Below are 16,997 nucleotides of genomic sequence, written 5' to 3' on the forward strand. Positions count from 1 at the left end.
GCTCGCCCGTCCTGTGGGTTATGCGCGCTCTGCGGCATTCGTACCACGCGGCAGGGGTGAGCCAGCCGGGCTACTCGATGGAGTTGAGGTGGTGCGCGGCGCTGGCGAACGACCGAATGAGTTCCGTCTCGCTGCCGGTACGCCAGATCAGTCCCCACCGGCCCGGCGGGGCGTCGTGGATGGGCACGTAGGCGATGTCCGGCCGCGCGTAGTAGCGGGCGGCCTGGGCGTGGACCGGCGAGACGGCTTCGCCCGTGACGAGGATCGGGATCATCTCCTGGAAGTTGGAGACCGACGGGCCGATCGGGATCAACCGTCCGCTGGGTGTGCGTACGGGCACCAGGATCTCCCGCCAGTAGTCCGGCCGGGCCCCGCCCATGACTGTTTCGTCCGCCAGGTCCTCGTAGGAGACCGATTCCCGGCCGGCCAGCCGGTGGGTAGCCCCGACGGCCAGCACGATGGGTTCGGTGTAGATCACCGGGCCGACGGTGAGGTCCGGCTCCTTGACGGGCAGCCACACGATCTGCAGGTCCATGTCGCCGGCGCGCAGCTGACCGAAGGGATCGCCGAAGTCGACATGCCGGAGCTGCACCTCGCACTCAGGGTGATCCTTCGCGAACCCGTCGAACAACTCGCGGAAATCGTGAAGGTTGACGGCGATCGACCCGACCCGCAGCACCCCGGTCTTGCCGCGGGCGGCGAGCCTGGCCCGGTCCATGCCCTCGTGCAGACCTCGGTACATGGGCTGAATGTCGTCGAAGAGCCGTTGGCCGATCGGTGTGAGTGCCACCTGCCGGTTGTTCCGCTCGAACAGCGCAGCGCCGATCCGACGTTCCTGCTTCTTGATCGCCTGGCTGACCCGGGCCTGGGTCACGTGCAGCCGCTCGGCGGTGCGGGTGAAGTGCAGTTCCTCCGCCAGGGTCAGGAAGATCTCGATGTCGCGGAGTTCCATGTACTGTTCCCGATCCACGCATTAGCGAAGGGTTATGGCACGTTACCAGTTGTGATCTTGTGGCCCGGTGCCTCGCCCGGCAGGCTGATGGACGTCGCCGCTGAACAGCATCCGGCAGCCTGAACGAGGAGATCGTCGTGCGCAAGCTCGTGTATTACATCGCCGCCACCCTGGACGGCTTCATCGCCGGTCCCGACGGCGCCGACCCCACCGGCCCCGACGGCTTCTGGCCCATCCCGGACGACTACCTGCACCACCTCGTCAGCGAATATCCGGAGACCCTCCCCGGTCCGGCGCGGCAGGCGTTCGGCATCACCGACCAGGGCAGCCGGTTCGACACCGTGCTGGAAGGGCGCCACTCCTACGAGGTGGGCCTGAAGGCCGGCGTGACCGACGCGTACCCGCACCTGCGCCACCTGGTGTTCTCCCGCACGTTGGGCAGCAGCCCGGACCCGGCCGTCGAGGTCATCGGTCAAGACCCAATTGCCACGGTACGAGAGCTGAAGCGGCACGACGGCAAGGACGTCTGGGTGATCGGCGGCGGCGCGCTGGCCGGTGCCCTCTACCCCGAGATCGACCAGTTGATCATCAAGCTTGCCCCGTTGACCATTGGCGCCGGCATCCCGCTCTTCGGCCGCGACGCCGTCTTCGCACCACGCACCTGGCGCCTGACCGACCACACCGTTCTGGACAGTGGCGCTCTCTTCCTCACCTACACGCGCACACAGACCGGAAACGAGTCCGCATGAGCACCTCCCATGACGACGTCACGATCCGTCCCATCACCGGGCCGGACGAGATCGCCCTGTTCAACCGCCTGCCGTACACCATCAATCACGAGCTCGACGACGACCTTGCCGACAAGCGCCGCCGACCGGAGTGGATGTGGATGGCCCTGGACGGCGACCGCCTGCTGGCCAGGGTCGCCTGGTGGGGCCGCAGCGGCGACAGCAATCCGTTGCTGCTGGACATCCTCGACGTCGACGACACCGCCGAGGATCTGACCGAGGTGGCGCAGGCGTTGTACGAGACGGCCGCCAGGCAGGTCCTGCCAACCGGGACCACCCCTCCCGAGTACGGGCGTTTCATCCCGGCGGACTGGCGGGAGGACCCGGACGCGCACCGGGCGGTGCGACTGAGGATGGGCGTACTGGAGAACACCGGCGCTCACCTGACTGTCGAACGGCTCCGCCTGGAGTGGAGCCCGGCGGCAGGCGTACCGACGCCCGACCGACGCCTGGCCTTTCGCCCGGTCGGTGACACCGACGAGCTGATCGCGTTGATGACCCGCACCCTGGACGGGACCCTGGACGCGCACAGTCGTGGCGACCTGGCGCAGATGTCCCCGCACGAGGCCGCGGTCAAGCACTACGAGCAGGAGTTCGCCACGTACTCCAGCCCCCGTGAGTGGTGGCGCATCGGCACGTTGGGCGAGGGCGGCGCGCCGGTCGGGTTCATCGTCCCGGCCCGCAACGCCTACCACCCGGTGATCGCCTACCTCGGTGTCGTTCCAGAGCACCGGGGTCAGGGGTACGTCGACGGCCTCCTCGCCGAGGGCACCCGCATCCTGGCCGAGGAGAACGTGCCACGCATCCGCGCCGCCACCGACCTGGGCAATGCCCCGATGGCTAACGCCTTCGCCCGGGCCGGCTACGTCAACTTCGAGCGCGCCATCAACATGGCCTGGTAGCCAGCGGTCCCATGTGCCGAGGTCAGGACCACCTCGCGGCGGCTACAGCCGTTCGAAGCTCTCCATGCCGGCGAGTTTCAGCACCTCGGTCCGGGTCGCCGGGCATTCCAGCCGGGTCTGGTCGTCGATCTGACGGCCGGTCGGCACGGGACCCTGTTTCTCATACCAGGAATAGAGGTTCACCGTGAGGTTGGCCATCACGCCCGTTTCGGACCCGATCCCCTTCAACGTCGGCAACTGGCCATTCAGGTAGGCACACACCTCCTTCGCCGAAGCAGGGGCGGAGCCGCTGGCCGGAGTGGCACCGACTGCGCCGGTCGCGGCGTTGGTTGCGGTGGGGGTGCCCGGCGTCGCGGCGCCGGTGGGCGGGGGCGCGCCGGCGTCGGTACAAGCCGTCAGAGCCAGCACGAGGCAGAGGGCCGGCGCGAGCGTTCGGATCGTTCTCATCAAGCGTCTCCCTGACGTGGTTGCTGGTGGTGGGCGCCCGTGGACGGGCCGAAGCGGCTGGCTGGCCGTCGCCGAGCCGTGCGGGCGTCGGCGGTCAGGCCGCGGCGATCGCGGTGACGAGCCAGAGGCCGGCGGGCAGTCGATAGTCGCCGTCGGGGCCACGAAACCGATCGAGCAGCCGGACCGCCCCCGCCCGGGCCGCAGCCTGCCTGGCCAGCGGAGAAATTCGGTACGCGGCACCGGCGGGGCCGATCTCGACAAGCCATTCGGCTATCGCGTCGGCGTCGTCTGGAGCCTCCAGGGCGACGTCGCACGCAGTGATCGTGATGGCGGTGAAGCCGGCGCTGGTGAGGACTCGGGCGAGGCGCGCGGGGTCGGCGAAGGAGTGTGGACCAGGCTCGTCACCTACCGGTAGCGGAGGTAGGGGCCCGAGATGCGGTGCCGCGCCCAGCATCGCCGCGGACAGCCACGGGTTGACGCTTCCGTCGCGGAAGACGGTCGCCGCGAGGCGCCCGCCCGTTCGCAGCGATCGCCGGATCGTGGCGCAGCCGGCGACCGGATCCGCCAGCAGCATCAGGGTCATTCGGGAGAACGCCGCGTCGAACGGGCCACCCGGTACGACATCGACAGTCTCGATGTCGGCCACGTGGAACTGGATGCCCGGGTACCGGTCCGGACGGAATCGTTGTCGGGCGGTGGTCACCATCGCCTCGGCGAGGTCGACACCCACCGCTGCGCCGGTTTCGCCGACAGCCGTGGCCAGCTCGGCGGTGGTGCTGCCGCAGCCGCAGCCCACGTCGAGGATCCGCTCGCCCGGCCGGGCGGCCAGTCGATCCATTGCCGGTGCGCCCAGCGGCCGACCGACCTCGTCCTGTCTGTCGGCGTGGCGAATCCAGCCAGCTGCCGCCCCCGCCCAGAAGGCAGCGTTGCGGGAACGCAGGCTGGCGGTGTCGGCCATCAGAACGGCATCTCGGTGCCGTCGACGCTCATCGAGCGGAAGTGGGCTGCCTTCGTCGGGTCGAAGCCGTCCTCCTGTGCCGCCAGGCCCGCAGCCCGGACCAGCCGCTCGGACTGGAACCGGCGGAATGCCGCTTCGTCCTGCCAGATGTTGATGATCCGCCAGCCGTCCTCGGTCGGCCCGGCGACATGGGCGACCAGGCCCGGCGGCCGGTCGGGCCCGAGGTGCCGTTCGACCTGCCGGTATTCCGCTTCGCTGACGCCGGGCATCTCCTGCAACACACCGAACGGCATGGCCGCCGCCTCTCGATAGAGTTAAGCTCTATCGGATAGAGCACTACACTCGGCGGGTGGTTGTCAAGAGGCGTTACGACTCTTCCCGCCGACAGGAGCAGGCTCGACAGACCCGGCGGGCAATCCTCGAAGCGGCTGGCCGGCTGTTCGTCGACCCCGGTTACGCGGCAACGCCGCTGACCGCTGTCGCAGTGGAAGCCGGCGTCGCGGTCCAGACCCTGTACGCGGTGTTCGGCAGCAAGCGGCAACTGCTGTCCCAACTGGTCGACGTCACACTGGCCGGCGACGACGAACCGGTGGCTCTGCCGGACCGGCCCTTCGTCGCCGAGATCCGCAAGCTCGCCGACCCCCGCGCCAAGCTCGTGCGCTACGCCCAGCACCTGGCCGAGGTCAACGTCCGGCAGGCCCAGGTGATGCTCGCCCTGGCCGGAGCCGCCACGGCCGACCCGGACGCCGCCGAGATCTGGCGCAAGAACATCGACGATCGCCGCCGCGGGATGGCCATGTTCGCTGCGGAACTCGTCGGCACGGGCGGCCTTCGCCCTGACCTGGACGTCGAACAGGTGGCCGACATCCTCTGGTTGGCTCAGGACGTCCGCAACTTCGACTGGCTCGTTCGGCAACGCGGATGGCGGCTGGAGCAGTACCAGCGCTGGTATGTGGACACCGTGAGCGGCGCCCTACTCGTCAGCACCGACTAGCGGATGGGTCGGGCCGACCGCCGCATCTCGAGTGAGCAGCGATGATCGAGATGCGGCGGTCGGCGGCGAACGCTCGGATGAGTCCGTCTCGTTGCCGGTGCGGCAATCGTTCCGACGGGCCCGATCAGCCCTTTACCGCCCCCGCGGTGAGCCCTTCGGTCAGGAAGCGCTGCCCGAGGGCGTACATGATCACCACGGGGATGCTGACGAGCAGCGACGCGGCGGCGAGTTGTCCCTGCGGTACGACGTCCCCGGCAATCATCGACTGCATCCCCACCGGGAGCGTCTTGTACTCGTCCTTGGTGATGAACACGAACGCGAAGAGGAACTCGTTCCAGGCGTTGGTCAGGGTGAAGAGCGCGACCGCCAGCAGCCCTGGCTTGGCGAGGGGCAGCACCACCCGGCCGAACGCCTGGATGCGGCTGCAACCGTCGACAAGCGCGGCCTCCTCCAACTCGATGGGGATCGACGAGAAGTACCCCACCAGCAGCCAGGTGGCGAACGGCAGCGTGAAGGTCGGGTACGTCACCACCAGGGACCACAACGAGTCGGTGAGCCGGGCGCCGATGAGCATCTGGTACAGCGGAATGAACAGCAGCGCGCCTGGCATCACGTAGGTGAGGAGCACCGTGACGGTGAAGCCCTGCGCACCCCGGAACCGCAGCCGGGCCAGCGCGTAACCAGCCAGGGCGGCGCAGACCAGTGCCACCGCGGTGGACGCCGCGGACACCAGCAGGGTGTTGAGGTACCAGCGGCCGAACGGCTGGTTGTCGAACAGGGCGCCGAACTGCTCGAAGGTCCACGGCGTCGGCCACAGGTCGTCGGTCCGCATGACGACCTGGCCCTCGGACTTGAAGGCCGTGACGGCGATCCAGTACAGCGGGCCCAGCACGAAGAAGAGCAACCCGGCCAGCGCGGCCCAGGAACCCAGGCCCGACACCACTGACGACGACCGGCGACCGCCTCGGGACTGGAGAGTCGAGACCACCCGGCCGACCGCCGCCGCGATCAGCAGGATCACACCGAGGACCACCGCCGCCTTCCAGAAGATCTGCGGTGAGGCCCAGGCCAGCAGGCCGGTGACCAGCGCGGCGACGACCCACGGCAGGGCCTTCCGCGCCGTCACGGCCCACCGTTGGGTCCCGATCCACCGCGCTGTCCGGCGTCGCCGGGGCAGTTTGATGTTGGTGTCCTGGCGCAACAACCGGACCAGGACGAACACCAGCCCGCCGATGATCGGCAGCATGACGAGCGTGACCGCCGCGCCCGCGCCGTATTGAAGTTGCAGGATCGCCTTCGAGTAGGCGATGAGGACGTACGGCGCGGTCACGTCGCCCGGGCCGCCCTGCGTCAGCAACCAGACGAGGTCGAAGTTGTTGAACGTCCAGATCGACGACAGGGTCACCGTCACGGTGATCACGTGGCGCAGTCCGGGCAGCGTCACGTTCCTGAACCGCTGCCACGCCGAGGCGCCGTCGATGGTCGCCGCCTCGTAGAGGTCCGCCGGGATGGCCTTCAACCCCGCCAGGAAACAGACGGTGAAGAACGGCACTCCCTTCCAGACGTTGACGAGGATCACCGACGGCATGGCCAGCGACGGGTCGGACAGCCAGCCCGCCGGCCAGCTGTCCACCAGGTGCGCGCTGGCCAGCAGCGGCCCGATCCCGGTAGCGGTGAGCAGCGTGTTGACGCTGCCGAAGATCGGGTCGAGCAGCGCGCGCCAGCTGAACGCCGTCACCACCGTCGGCACCACCCACGGCACCAGGAGCAGCCCGGCGAGCACGGCCCGTCCGCGGCGTCGATGGTGCAGCAGCAGGGCCGCGGCCAACCCCAGCACGACCTTGAAGATCTCGGCGTACGCGGTGAAGACGAACGAGTTCACCACGCCCGTGTGGAACTGATCGTCGCCGACGAGCGCGAGATAGTTGTCCAGGCCGACGAACACGCTGTCCTGCCCGTGCCGTTCCGTGGTGCTGGTGATGATCGACCGGGCGATCGGCACGAGAACGAGCCCGCCGACCAGCACGGCCATCGGCGCCAGGAACAGTGCCGCCAGTCGCCAGTCACGCCCCAGCCGCCGCTGGACCGCAGTAAGGGAGCCGGGTCCCGACGGCGGGGATTTTCTCGCCGCCGGGACCCGCGCAGGACGGACCGACCTCACTGCGGCAGCCCCTGCTGGTTGAAGATCTGCACCATCTTCGCGTGGGCGGTCGTCACGGCCTGCGCCGGCGCCGCTCCCTGGACGACCTGCTGCATCATGTCGGTGAGGACGTAGGCCGACCCCACCGCCTGCTGGCCCGCGCTGGCCTTCTGCGGGAAGGCCAGGCCGTTCTTCGTGTTCAGCGGCAGCTTCAATTCAGTGATCTTGCGCAGCATGGGGAACGCCGGGTCGCCGCTGGTGAAGAACGGGTCGGCGTCCCAGACCTTCTCCCAGGCGGGCATCACCAGACCGGGCGCTTCCTTCGCCACCCCGAGCAGCGCGGGCGCGCTGACCAGGTACTGCGCCAGGAGCTTGGCGAGCGCCGGGTTCTTGGCACCCTTGAAGACGACGAAGCCCTGCGACTGGCCGAGCAGCAGCGGATTGTCGGTCGCCGGCCCGATGCAGTCGGAGAACACGTGGGTGTTCGCGTGCACCGGGTTCTTCTTGGTCCTGGAGTCCGCGTAGACGCTGAACTGGTTGCGGGTGTAACCGAGGATTCCGGCGAGCCAGTTCTCGTTGTTGCTGGTGTCGGTCCAGCTCGCGATCCCCGGTGGCAACATCGGCTTGTACTTGGGGTTGGTGTAGATGTCGCCGAGGAAGGTCACCGCCTGCACCGTCTCCGGGGTGTTGAAGGTGACCTTCCTGCCGTCGTTGGAGGCGATCGACCCGCCGTAGGCGTTGATCAGCGCCTCGATCATTCCGTTGCCGTCGCCGGACCGGTTCACCGTCATGCCCCAGCCGAAGCGGCGCTTGGCCGGATCGGAGATCTCCAGACACAGGTCCCGCAGCTCTTCCCAGCTGTAGATGTCCTTGGGGGAGATGCCCTTGTCCTGCATCCAGTCCTTGCGCAGGAACGATCCGATCCCGATGAAGTGGTACGGGATGGCGAACCACTTGCCGTCGAAGACGCAAAAGTTCTTGGCCTCAGCGCAGGGCTCGCCGTACTTGGCGGTCAGCGCCTGGACGACGTCCGTCACGTCCTCCAGGTCGCCCAGTGCCTGGAACTGCGCGACGAACCGCGAGTCGGTCATGAACGCCAGGTCGCGAGCCACCCCGCCCTCGACCTCGGCGTGGATCTTGGCCACCACGTCGCCGGCGTCGGCCTGGACCAGACTGTTCTCGATCTTCGTTCCGGTGGTGTCGGCGAACTTCCTGATCGAGCCGTCAAGGGCTTCGTTCGCCGCTGTCGAGTAGAGCTTCTGCGACAGCATGCCCAGCGAGGAGCCCTTCATCGCCGCCGCGGCGTCGATCAGCTCCTGCGGAACTTCCGGCTGCACCCTGGTGGGCGGATCGGAGCCGTCCCCACACGCGGCCAGACCGGCCGCCCCGAGCACCCCCACCCCTACTCCCAGAAAGCCGCGCCGGGACCACACCGACTTGTCCTCCATGGACACCCGCCTCCTTCTTCTTCCCGCGCACGGCTGCACGCCGAAGGCCTAGCTGGCGAACACCGCGATGGTTGTGTTGCAGTTGGTTTCTGCCGGCGACCACCGAGGGGCGCCCGTCGAGATCAGTTCGTTCGTGGCTTCCTGCGGTGGTGAGCAGGCCCGCCCGTCACCGTGGGACGTCCGCTCACTCGCGCTTCGTCGGAGCCACCCGAGACATGTCGGGTGGCGCTCTCCGGGTAGCGCGCCGAGGTTGAGGCGATCGGCGACCGGGCCGAGGTAGTAGCGCTGACGTTCCAGTTCGGTCGGGTCACCTGACCACCGCCGTTCGAGATTTCGAACTAGGTTCGATATACCGTATCGAGTGGTCGCGACGCTAGGGCAACGTGACGAGCGATGTCAATGTTTCGATGTTGTTTCGAACCGAAAGCGGGAGGTTGGCTACCGAGGTTGCGCCCGGTAGCCCATGCGAGCCGACAACACAGCCGCGCCCTCGCGAACCAGCCCGGTCCACTCCACCTGCACCTGAGGCGTCCAGCGAATGATCGGCGCGGACAGGCTCATCCCAGCGATGATGGCGCCGGTATGGTCCCGGATCCCCGCAGCGACACAGCGCATCGCGGTGTCCGACTCGCCGATGTCGACCGCGACACCCTCCGCCCGGACACGGTTCAGATGCTCACGAAGAAGATCCGGGTCGGTGATGCTGTCCGGCGTCATGCCCGGCAGGGGGTCCTTGAGCAGGACGACGTCCAGGTCCGCCTGATCGAGAGCTGACAGCAGTACCTTGCCGACGGCCGTGCAGTGCGCGGGCAGCCGCAGCCCGACCCCGGAAACCATCCGAACGGGGTGGGTGCTGTCGAACTTGACGAGATAGATGACATCGGCACCGTCGAGCACCGCGACATGAACCGCCTCGTCGCACGCGGCGGCCACGTCCCGCGCGACGCCCTGCGCCTCGCGTACCAGATCAAGCCGGCCCGCGAACGCCGCGCCCAGCTGGAACAGCGGCATGCCGAGCCGATACTGCACAGGCTGACCCGGTATGGAGATCAGGTACGCGCGAGCCTCAAGCGTCACGAGCAACTCGTGGACAGTCGTGCGGGGCAGATCGAGCCGCTCCATCACCTGGCGAGCCGACAGTTGGGGGCAGTCCAGGAACAGTTCGAGGACGTCGAGTGCGCGGATGACCGCCGGTACCACACGGGGCATGTCGATAGTCCCTTCGCAGCGCCGGACCCGCGTCAACGATCTCCACACGGGCCAGCACCTGAAGAGGATATCTACGTCAGCCCTCGGCGCCAGATCCCGGACTCGTCACCGATTGGAGCGGACTCGACGCGGTATGTCGCCGTATGTCAGGCCGCCGGAGTGGGCGGATCGATCTCCGAAGGGCCCGGCGACCACTGGGTGATCTCCCGATGGCGGCGATCCGGCCGGTCGGCGGGCGCTTGGTCGCGCTCGGCGTGGCGTCCGCTGCGGCCCGCACGGGGGGATGTCGTTGTGGTGGGCCGCCAGGGACTCGAACCCTGAACCTATGGATTGCCGGCGGGGCGGCCGGATGGGGTGTGGTGCGAGGTCATCCGGCCTGCTGGCGCGCTTCTCGTTCTGGTTTGGCTGGCACAGTTGCTGTACTTCGCTGCTGTACGGCTGGCGTCAGACGAGGCGCTGGATGCGAACCTTCGGGCGCTCGTTGCGCAGGTGGCCGTGCTTGTGCTGGCGGACCTGCTCGTCCCAGACGTCCTGGTCGTAGTCGGGGTCCGGCGGGATCCACTTGTGAAAGCCGTCGCTGTAGTGGAACTTCTCGTCACCGGGTCGCAGGATGCTCAACGGGTCCAGCCGAGAAATCGATAGTGCAGGTGGCCGGCGGGGACGTGGGCCAAGTCCTGGGCGGCGTCGACGAGCTGGGCTGCCAGGTACAGGGCGAGTGACACCGGGGCTCGGTCGTACTCCGCTCGCAGCTCCCGACGGCGGGTGTGGCAGGGCCAGTCGGCACCGCAGCCGCCGCAGATCCAGGCCGGCGTGATCGGAAGGTGGCTCGTCACTTCGGCTTCCCCCGCTCGGCCGGCGGTTCCGATGATGGAGCAGATGGCCGGCCGTCCTCTGACGGCCAGTGGCCTCGGTTGATCGGGACTCGATGCCTCGTGTGGCAGGGCAACTCGCCCCCGCACCGGCAGACCTTCCGCCATCGCTGCCATGACCAGACCGGCCGGTGCCGCCTGGCCAGGGTCAGCGCGACGGCCACCAAATACTCCTCGTACGACACGCGAGTCATGGGCCTCCCTTCGGATCTTTGTCGATGTCGCGGGCGGGCTGGGAGTCGATCGCGGCTGCTGTCCCAGCTCATATCACCAACGACGTAGGACTGTAGATACAATAAGATGTAGAACTGTTGGAGACGTAGCGTCACATTTGTGATCGACCCCAGCGCGGATCGTGCCGTGTTCCGGCAGCTCGCAGACCTCCTGCGAGACCGGATCGCGTCTGGCGACCTCGCGCCCGGGGCCTCGCTTCCCAGCGAGCTGCGGTTGGCTCAGGAGTACGGGCTGAGCCGCACGAGCGTCCGACAAGCGGTAGCGCTACTCCGGTCGGAAGGGCTCGTGATCGTGGAACCACCGCGCGGCACGTTCGTCCGCGCCGACGAGCCGACCGAAACGGTGACCCTCCTCAAGGGCGACACCGCGACCGCGCGTATGCCGACCCCGGCTGAACGGCGCGAACTGGAGATCGGCGAGGGCATTCCGGTCATCGTGATCTTTCGAGCCGACGGATCCCGCGAGCTGTACGCCGCCGACCGCATCCGCGTCGGCCGCTGACCCCTGTCGCAACCGTCGGCGACCCCCGTCGGGGATGCGCTCTCAGGTTGTTGGCTGCTACCAGCCGGTAGCAGCGCTCACCGATGAGCAGGTGCCGGGCCTCGTCGGTTGACGTCCAGGTTCAGCACGCATCAAGGTGGGCGCTGCCTTCTTGCTGCCTCGCTCAGATGGCTTCTCGGACCAGCTCCGTTGTCCGATGCAGGTACGTGTAGTCAGCTGGCTGGCCCAGCGCCGTCCTGCCGACGCCTCGTCGGGACTGGCTGGATGCGATGTTGACCGCTAGACCGGACACAACCGTTAACGGTGCGGCCAGCTCCGGTTGGGCGATCGCCACAGATGCTCCGAAGCCAGCGCCGCTTGCAACAGTGACGGCCAGCGATCGCTTAACCCAACCCCACTTCGTGGCACGAGCGGCAGCCTGTAGTTCGGCCACCGCGCTGGATAGTTCTCGTTCCACCAGGCGGAAGGCGTCCTGAGGGTGGCGACCGGCCTGCTTTAGCTCGTGCAGGAGCTTGTCGATGGTGAGCATCAAGTGGCGCCTCTCGGCGTCGTACTTGGCCCTGAAGGCCACAAGGTCGCTGATCATGACATCACGTGGCACGGGCAAAAGGGGCCCCACGTCGACCTGCCAGCAGGCCGTCACGTCGTAGCCTGGAGCGGGTTCGGTGCTGAGGCGATAAGCGGTGTGGACGTTGGTGTGTGGCCGTAGCCCCTGGGGACCGATGCATCCTGATCGCCTGTTGCTGTCGAAGGCAATACGTCCGGCAATGAGGCTGACGACGAGGTGCAGCAAGGCCGGCGCGGCGACAAGCCGGGATGAGCTGTGTGGGTGCGGGTAGACGAGCCGACGGGCGAGCAGCTCTGCAACGACGCTCTCGTGCAGCTTGTCGACGTGAAGTGTGCTGAACTCAGCGTCCGGCGGACTAACGGGCGGAATCAGGTCGTCGGGTGGAACTTGCTTGAGAGCGTGGTCGAGCTCCCCTTCGATCTCGCTCAGCTCGTAGGGTCCGAAGGCCATGTTGGCCTCCAGAGGTCGATAGAGTCCCGCGTCCTGCACCTCGCGCATCCGTGCACTGAGCCGGCGTTCCCACCCAGGAGCGACGACCGTTGCGAGGTCATCCCAGTACAGAACCGCTTGGTGCAGGACTGCCGCCGGGGCGTTTGCGAAGGGGTAGTACAGCATCCCGGCCAACCGAGCCTCCACGTGCAAAAAAGTGCCAGCGGCTGATGCTCAGGAATCTACCCTTCCCGGCTCTGATCAGTCAGCACCCGTTTACCGGACGTCACCTTGGCCTCGCGGTCCGTCTGGCTTGCACCTCCATCAGCGACTAGCGTTCCCGTTGACCAAGTTGGTAGTGGAGAGTCATGCCTGGTCGGCTTGGCTTGTCGACGTAACGCACCGATCTGACTGGCGCATTACGAGTCGGCCCCCTGGCACCGACTCACCGTCTGGCCCTCACGCCTGACCTGTTGTCTCGGTCCGCCATCGTCCGCCTACGACCGCTGGTTTGGCTGCTTGGTTGGCTGCTTGGCAAGCCTGCCGGCTGCGCGAGGAACGGCGGCTATGAGGTTGTGGCCCTTGCCGCCCACATCCGTGCCCGGCAAGCTGACGGCGGAGTGGTGCCTATCCTTCGAGGCGTAACGAGGAGACAACGTGCCGTTGCCAGACTGGACCGGATGGTTCGCCTTGATTGGCGTGTCGGGAGTTCTGGGCGGAGCTCTGAAGGGCGCGTTCGATCGCTGGAACCTTAAGCTCGCTGGCAGCCAGCAGGGCCAACGCCAAGGGCTGGAGTTGGCGGGCCAAGGGGACCGGCAGAAGCTGGAATTGGACGGGTTGCGGGAGCGCCAGAAGCTGGACCTCGAAGGCCAGCGCGAACGCCAGCAGGCGGATCACCGACACCAACAGGCGATGTTGCAACAGCAGGCCCACTTTGAGGCCCGTAAAGAGGCGGCTGAGTTGGCTGGCAACGCGTTGGCATGGAACTTTTACGAGGCGATGGAAAAGTACGGCCTAGACCACGACATGTTTCCAGCCCATCTGCCATCCGGCGGCCATGCGGATGTCGGTGACGTCATTCGCGACCTTCGTAAGCTACACGCAAGCCACCCAACGAAGGCAGTGCGCGAGAGGGCAGCCCGGCTGGCAGAGAACCTTGAGGTCGACTACAACACGATCGACGTCAAGGACGGCAACATGAACGAGCCAACACTCGCTGAGATGCTGGCCCGGCAGAAGGACCTCGAGGCCTTAATCGAGGTCATCAACGAGCCTCCTGGCGCCGACAGCCAGGCCTAAGGTGCACCCGCGGCGACGGACGGCCACGGTAACCGACTGCGACTCGGTGTCGAGCCTTAGCTCGACGTCGGTGGGATGCCCCCCATCCTGCCGACTGCTAGCTCGTGCCGACCATCGATCATGTGACACCTCGCTTACAAGCTCTGTGCACCTCGTCTGCGCTCGTCGGGGAACGGCTGCACGCTCGAAGCTTCGTCCGTGCCTGCACTCGTCAGCACACTGGAGTCCGGCGCGGTTGCTGTCAGCGTTGCTGTCGACAGCCATCTCGCAGGAGACCCGGGCCGATCCCCGCCGGGGGGATGCGGTCTTAAGCCGTTGGCCGCTGCCACTTGGTGGCAGCCGGCATCGACGAGCACGCAGGGAGCGTCGTCGGTTCACGTCCGTAGCCACCGGCACCGATGCTCGTGATGCCTTCTTGCTGCCCCGCTGTCTGATGCTGCGCTTAGAAGTTCTGGGCCTTCCGTCCGGCGGGTCCGCCCGCAACCGCGAGCTCGGGCGGCTTCCTCGGTCGCCAGTGGCTGACTGTCTGCTAACCGACAGCGCCACGCTAGTGCGCATCTACCGCAGAAAGCCCCGGATGAACCAGGGGTGCTACCGGGGATGTACCTAGCGGGCCGCCATGATCGATGATCTAGGGCACGCGTAGCTAGCCGCCTATCCCCTAGTGTCGCGGGTAGCAGTGATGGTCGAACTGGCAGGAGCAACTCGTGGTTTACGAAGTCAGCCATCGCTATGCTGGCCGTTCGCGCGCGGGAGCCCATAGGCCGTCTGCAGCCTTGGAGCAGTTGCCCGACGCATCGCCAACCGGGCCCTCGCTGATCCAGCAGCACGCAGTCACCTCGTGGACTAGTGCACCAGGCCGGCAACAGCTCGCCGTATCAGCCTAAGTCGAGAATGAAGAGCAGCTGTGAGGGACGTGTTCGGTGGAAGATGTTGAAAAGGACTCAGGTGAGCCAACTCGTCCAACGAATGACGAGTACCCCCAATGGTTAATGTTGTGTGACCCGAAGGCAGGAGCACCATATGCCACAAAGGGGCGCCACGAGACGGTGGGCGCGAAGATTCAAGCCGACGTCGCGACCTCCAAGGCATGGAAGGCGATTTCCGACGGCCTGCGCGAATACAACGATGAGTACTTGACCACCACAGGTTATCAGCTCCTAGTAAATGCAGATGCGCCCCCGTTATATCTAAAGCCTTACGAATCGCTTCTTGATAAGAGCTTCCGGAAGAACGTTGTAAATAACCACCAATGGCCAGAGCCGCCAGCTTCGGGCTGGATTACGCCCGGGAATTGGTACCGACTAACTAATGATACTGTTCGGACGACTCTTGTAGTAAAGTACCTCGACGGCGTCGATTTTCTTGTCAAGAAACTGAAAGAAACGGCCGATGAGTGTGGGCACCAATTCACGGTAGACTTCGAGGCCCGCGATGAAGGTTATTACGCAGCCCACTGCTATATAGGCTTCGACCTAGAGATTCCGAAGATTGATTGGGACACAGAGGTTGTGCGTGTCCGCCTTGAAATTCAAGTCACGACACAACTTCAAGACGTAATTCGCAAGCTGACACACGACTACTACGAACGACGACGATCGCGCAGCCCACTGGGCGACAAGAAATGGCAGTGGGACTACGAAAGCCCCGAGTTTCTGCCGAACTACCTAGGGCATGTTCTTCACTACATGGAGGGAATGATTATGGAGGTTCGGAAGCGAGGGAGGGCTCTGTGAACATCTCCGAGGAGATGCGGGATTACTTGGAAGATATTGATGTGACGGTGCACGCGATTTCACGCATCACAAAGCTCTTCCAACTGACGGCCGAGCTCCTGCCCGCCGGGCAAGAAATTCGGCGAATCTTTATTAGCGAAACCATGGGAGAGGAGGGGCGGATTTACGGCGGCGCATGGTTCTTCACCTCCGACTGCCTCTCCGAAGCCCATAACTTTATGACACCGAATGAGTTCATCGACTTCTATAGCTTCAAGAACAACTTCGCTCTGATTAACGTAAAGAAGAATGAATTCGAGTTTGGCGCAGCTGATACCGCTTCGCGCATGCGGCTTAAATTTATGGGCATCTCCGGCAGCGCTATGTCTGGTGTGACTGGAGAGCTAAAAGCTTCGGGCAAAAACTGCGACTACCTATATCGGATTACCAAAGAGATCTTCATCCCGAACACATTGTTTTCTACCTAAGCTGTCCGCCATCCCGTCTGCCGTCGACCCGCCCTCTTGGGGAGCGGGCCGCCGCCCGGCCTGCCACGTTAAGCGGACCCTGACGGCCGTTCGGACGCTGGCGGGCCGGGCGGTGGTCTGCTCGGCTTGCCCCGGTCGATGGCAGGCGGGATGGCCCGCGCAACCACCCAGGGACCGCAAGGCGCCGACGGGTTTGCAACCATCTCGGAGCCCGAGCGCCCCCGCCGGAGGCGCAGTGACCGCAACCCCGCGACCGCCGCCAGCTCGCCGATGCCGCCGGCGTGCGCTTCCCTACGCCGCGCGGGCTCGTGGCCGCGCGGACCGGCCGGCTGCCGGCCCAACCTCTCACCGGTCAACGGCCTGTCGTTCTGCGGCGGCCCCTTGGGCTTCTCGCTTCCGCGCCAGCCGCCGGGCGTGTTGCGTGGCCGGAGTCGGAGCGCCAGCGGAGCGACGGACGCGCGCCCTGGCGGCGGCGTGTGCGGCCCGTCTAGGGCCGCCTTGATAGACGTACAGAAAGTCCTCCCACGCACCGGCAGCCGGCCGTCCCGCCACAGCCTCCGGGATCACGGTGGGTTGACGTGTCGGAACCCGGTGCTACTCTGGCGCTCGTCGAGCACGCCAGCGCCGCTTCCTGCCGGATCGCTGGACTCGATTTTGGAGATTCCGAGCGGCCTTCCTGCCGCTGATACGGGTCACGTCCCACCGGCTCTCGATCGCACCGGCCGCTGCGCCGGTCTCCCGAATCCGCTGAGCGGCCCAGCACGGCCTTCCCCTGCCGTCCACCATGGCCCGGATTCGCACACCTCCACGAGTGGGGCAGCCTGCGGCAACCGGCCGGATGCCGACATCCCAGGCTCCCCACCCTTGCCGGCCTCCGTCACCGACTCCACGAGGGCAAAAGGACACGACCATCGGCGGGACGTGGCACCACCACGAATCCGCCCTCCGGCGTAAGCCGCCCTCCCGGCGGTGCCAGGAGACACGACGAACACCACCAGCGGACCAACGTCCACGGCTGGTGGTGCTTCGTCTCCCGTCCCTGCCACCCCCAGAGGA

The 16,997-nt window shown here is 66.4% G+C and carries 17 protein-coding genes; 7 read left to right on the forward strand and 10 right to left on the reverse strand.

All coding sequences use genetic code 11. The features are described 5' to 3' along the window. Positions 1 to 70: 70 nt before the first annotated feature. The gene (locus tag ACQRWP_RS29390) at positions 71 to 952 is read right to left on the reverse strand and encodes a LysR substrate-binding domain-containing protein (RefSeq protein ID WP_430499393.1); all 882 of its coding nucleotides are present in this window, start codon (positions 950 to 952) and stop codon (positions 71 to 73) included. Positions 953 to 1,089: 137 nt separating this feature from the next. On the opposite strand from ACQRWP_RS29390, the gene ACQRWP_RS29395 reads away from it, so the two are divergent. After that, positions 1,090 to 1,701: a dihydrofolate reductase family protein gene (locus tag ACQRWP_RS29395; RefSeq protein ID WP_112677548.1), complete on the forward strand. Its 612-nt coding sequence runs from the start codon at positions 1,090 to 1,092 to the stop codon at positions 1,699 to 1,701. Then, complete coding sequence (locus tag ACQRWP_RS29400) at positions 1,698 to 2,642, forward strand: GNAT family N-acetyltransferase (protein WP_430499395.1); 945 nt, start codon at positions 1,698 to 1,700, stop codon at positions 2,640 to 2,642. The genes ACQRWP_RS29395 and ACQRWP_RS29400 overlap by 4 nt, the downstream gene beginning before the upstream one ends. Before the next feature lie 42 nt (positions 2,643 to 2,684). Here ACQRWP_RS29400 and ACQRWP_RS29405 read toward each other — a convergent pair whose 3' ends face one another. The 3 genes from ACQRWP_RS29405 to ACQRWP_RS29415 all read right to left on the reverse strand — a co-directional run bounded on the left by ACQRWP_RS29405 (position 2,685) and on the right by ACQRWP_RS29415 (position 4,340). Next, positions 2,685 to 3,089: a hypothetical protein gene (locus ACQRWP_RS29405; protein WP_430499397.1), complete on the reverse strand. Its 405-nt coding sequence runs from the start codon at positions 3,087 to 3,089 to the stop codon at positions 2,685 to 2,687. Between the two features lie 94 nt (positions 3,090 to 3,183). Beyond that, positions 3,184 to 4,047: a methyltransferase domain-containing protein gene (locus ACQRWP_RS29410; RefSeq protein ID WP_430499399.1), complete on the reverse strand. Its 864-nt coding sequence runs from the start codon at positions 4,045 to 4,047 to the stop codon at positions 3,184 to 3,186. Further along, positions 4,047 to 4,340 (reverse strand): hypothetical protein, encoded by a 294-nt coding sequence (locus ACQRWP_RS29415; protein WP_430499401.1) that lies wholly within the window; start codon positions 4,338 to 4,340, stop codon positions 4,047 to 4,049. Before ACQRWP_RS29415 ends, ACQRWP_RS29410 begins: the two co-directional genes overlap by 1 nt. Before the next feature lie 56 nt (positions 4,341 to 4,396). Between ACQRWP_RS29415 and ACQRWP_RS29420 the strand changes: the two genes are divergently transcribed. Beyond that, the gene (locus ACQRWP_RS29420) at positions 4,397 to 5,041 is read left to right on the forward strand and encodes a TetR/AcrR family transcriptional regulator (protein WP_430499402.1); all 645 of its coding nucleotides are present in this window, start codon (positions 4,397 to 4,399) and stop codon (positions 5,039 to 5,041) included. A gap of 124 nt (positions 5,042 to 5,165) precedes the next feature. Here ACQRWP_RS29420 and ACQRWP_RS29425 read toward each other — a convergent pair whose 3' ends face one another. The 5 genes from ACQRWP_RS29425 to ACQRWP_RS29445 all read right to left on the reverse strand — a co-directional run bounded on the left by ACQRWP_RS29425 (position 5,166) and on the right by ACQRWP_RS29445 (position 10,671). Next, on the reverse strand, positions 5,166 to 7,202 hold the full coding sequence (locus tag ACQRWP_RS29425) for an ABC transporter permease subunit (protein ID WP_430499404.1): 2,037 nt from the start codon (positions 7,200 to 7,202) through the stop codon (positions 5,166 to 5,168). Continuing rightward, positions 7,199 to 8,629, reverse strand: a complete 1,431-nt coding sequence (locus ACQRWP_RS29430) for an extracellular solute-binding protein (RefSeq protein ID WP_430503326.1) — start codon at positions 8,627 to 8,629, stop codon at positions 7,199 to 7,201. Before ACQRWP_RS29430 ends, ACQRWP_RS29425 begins: the two co-directional genes overlap by 4 nt. Before the next feature lie 438 nt (positions 8,630 to 9,067). Next, positions 9,068 to 9,874 (reverse strand): IclR family transcriptional regulator, encoded by an 807-nt coding sequence (locus tag ACQRWP_RS29435; protein WP_430499406.1) that lies wholly within the window; start codon positions 9,872 to 9,874, stop codon positions 9,068 to 9,070. Between the two features lie 408 nt (positions 9,875 to 10,282). Beyond that, positions 10,283 to 10,456, reverse strand: coding sequence for a hypothetical protein (locus ACQRWP_RS29440; protein ID WP_430499408.1), 174 nt, complete (start codon positions 10,454 to 10,456; stop codon positions 10,283 to 10,285). Next, on the reverse strand, positions 10,453 to 10,671 hold the full coding sequence (locus ACQRWP_RS29445; RefSeq protein ID WP_430499410.1) for a flavin reductase: 219 nt from the start codon (positions 10,669 to 10,671) through the stop codon (positions 10,453 to 10,455). The genes ACQRWP_RS29440 and ACQRWP_RS29445 overlap by 4 nt, the downstream gene beginning before the upstream one ends. Before the next feature lie 369 nt (positions 10,672 to 11,040). Between ACQRWP_RS29445 and ACQRWP_RS29450 the strand changes: the two genes are divergently transcribed. Beyond that, the gene (locus ACQRWP_RS29450) at positions 11,041 to 11,442 is read left to right on the forward strand and encodes a GntR family transcriptional regulator (RefSeq protein ID WP_430499412.1); all 402 of its coding nucleotides are present in this window, start codon (positions 11,041 to 11,043) and stop codon (positions 11,440 to 11,442) included. Between the two features lie 163 nt (positions 11,443 to 11,605). Here the strand turns inward: ACQRWP_RS29450 and ACQRWP_RS29455 are convergent, their stop codons facing one another. Beyond that, positions 11,606 to 12,508, reverse strand: coding sequence for a hypothetical protein (locus ACQRWP_RS29455; protein WP_430499414.1), 903 nt, complete (start codon positions 12,506 to 12,508; stop codon positions 11,606 to 11,608). Positions 12,509 to 13,096: 588 nt separating this feature from the next. Here ACQRWP_RS29455 and ACQRWP_RS29460 point away from each other — a divergent pair. From ACQRWP_RS29460 to ACQRWP_RS29470, 3 genes are all read left to right on the forward strand, one after another. Beyond that, positions 13,097 to 13,738 carry a hypothetical protein gene (locus ACQRWP_RS29460; protein ID WP_430499416.1) on the forward strand — a complete coding sequence of 214 codons (642 nt, stop codon included), beginning with the start codon at positions 13,097 to 13,099 and terminating at the stop codon, positions 13,736 to 13,738. A gap of 923 nt (positions 13,739 to 14,661) precedes the next feature. Beyond that, on the forward strand, positions 14,662 to 15,474 hold the full coding sequence (locus ACQRWP_RS29465) for a hypothetical protein (RefSeq protein ID WP_430499417.1): 813 nt from the start codon (positions 14,662 to 14,664) through the stop codon (positions 15,472 to 15,474). Next, on the forward strand, positions 15,471 to 15,941 hold the full coding sequence (locus ACQRWP_RS29470; protein WP_430499419.1) for a hypothetical protein: 471 nt from the start codon (positions 15,471 to 15,473) through the stop codon (positions 15,939 to 15,941). The genes ACQRWP_RS29465 and ACQRWP_RS29470 overlap by 4 nt, the downstream gene beginning before the upstream one ends. The last annotated feature ends 1,056 nt before the right edge of the window (positions 15,942 to 16,997 follow it).

The organism is Micromonospora trifolii (assembly GCF_050516465.1).
GTDB classification, from domain to species: Bacteria; Actinomycetota; Actinomycetes; order Mycobacteriales; family Micromonosporaceae; genus Micromonospora; species Micromonospora trifolii.

Excerpts from the sequence above, each read along its gene's own strand:
- ACQRWP_RS29430 (WP_430503326.1), bottom strand. The coding sequence starts at position 8,629 with ATGGAGGACAAGTCGGTGTGGTCCCGGCGCGGCTTTCTGGGAGTAGGG.
- ACQRWP_RS29400 (WP_430499395.1), top strand. The coding sequence starts at position 1,698 with ATGAGCACCTCCCATGACGACGTCACGATCCGTCCCATCACCGGGCCG.
- ACQRWP_RS29405 (WP_430499397.1), bottom strand. The coding sequence starts at position 3,089 with ATGAGAACGATCCGAACGCTCGCGCCGGCCCTCTGCCTCGTGCTGGCT.
- ACQRWP_RS29390 (WP_430499393.1), bottom strand. The coding sequence starts at position 952 with ATGGAACTCCGCGACATCGAGATCTTCCTGACCCTGGCGGAGGAACTG.
- ACQRWP_RS29410 (WP_430499399.1), bottom strand. The coding sequence starts at position 4,047 with ATGGCCGACACCGCCAGCCTGCGTTCCCGCAACGCTGCCTTCTGGGCG.
- ACQRWP_RS29415 (WP_430499401.1), bottom strand. The coding sequence starts at position 4,340 with ATGCCGTTCGGTGTGTTGCAGGAGATGCCCGGCGTCAGCGAAGCGGAA.
- ACQRWP_RS29455 (WP_430499414.1), bottom strand. The coding sequence starts at position 12,508 with ATGCGCGAGGTGCAGGACGCGGGACTCTATCGACCTCTGGAGGCCAAC.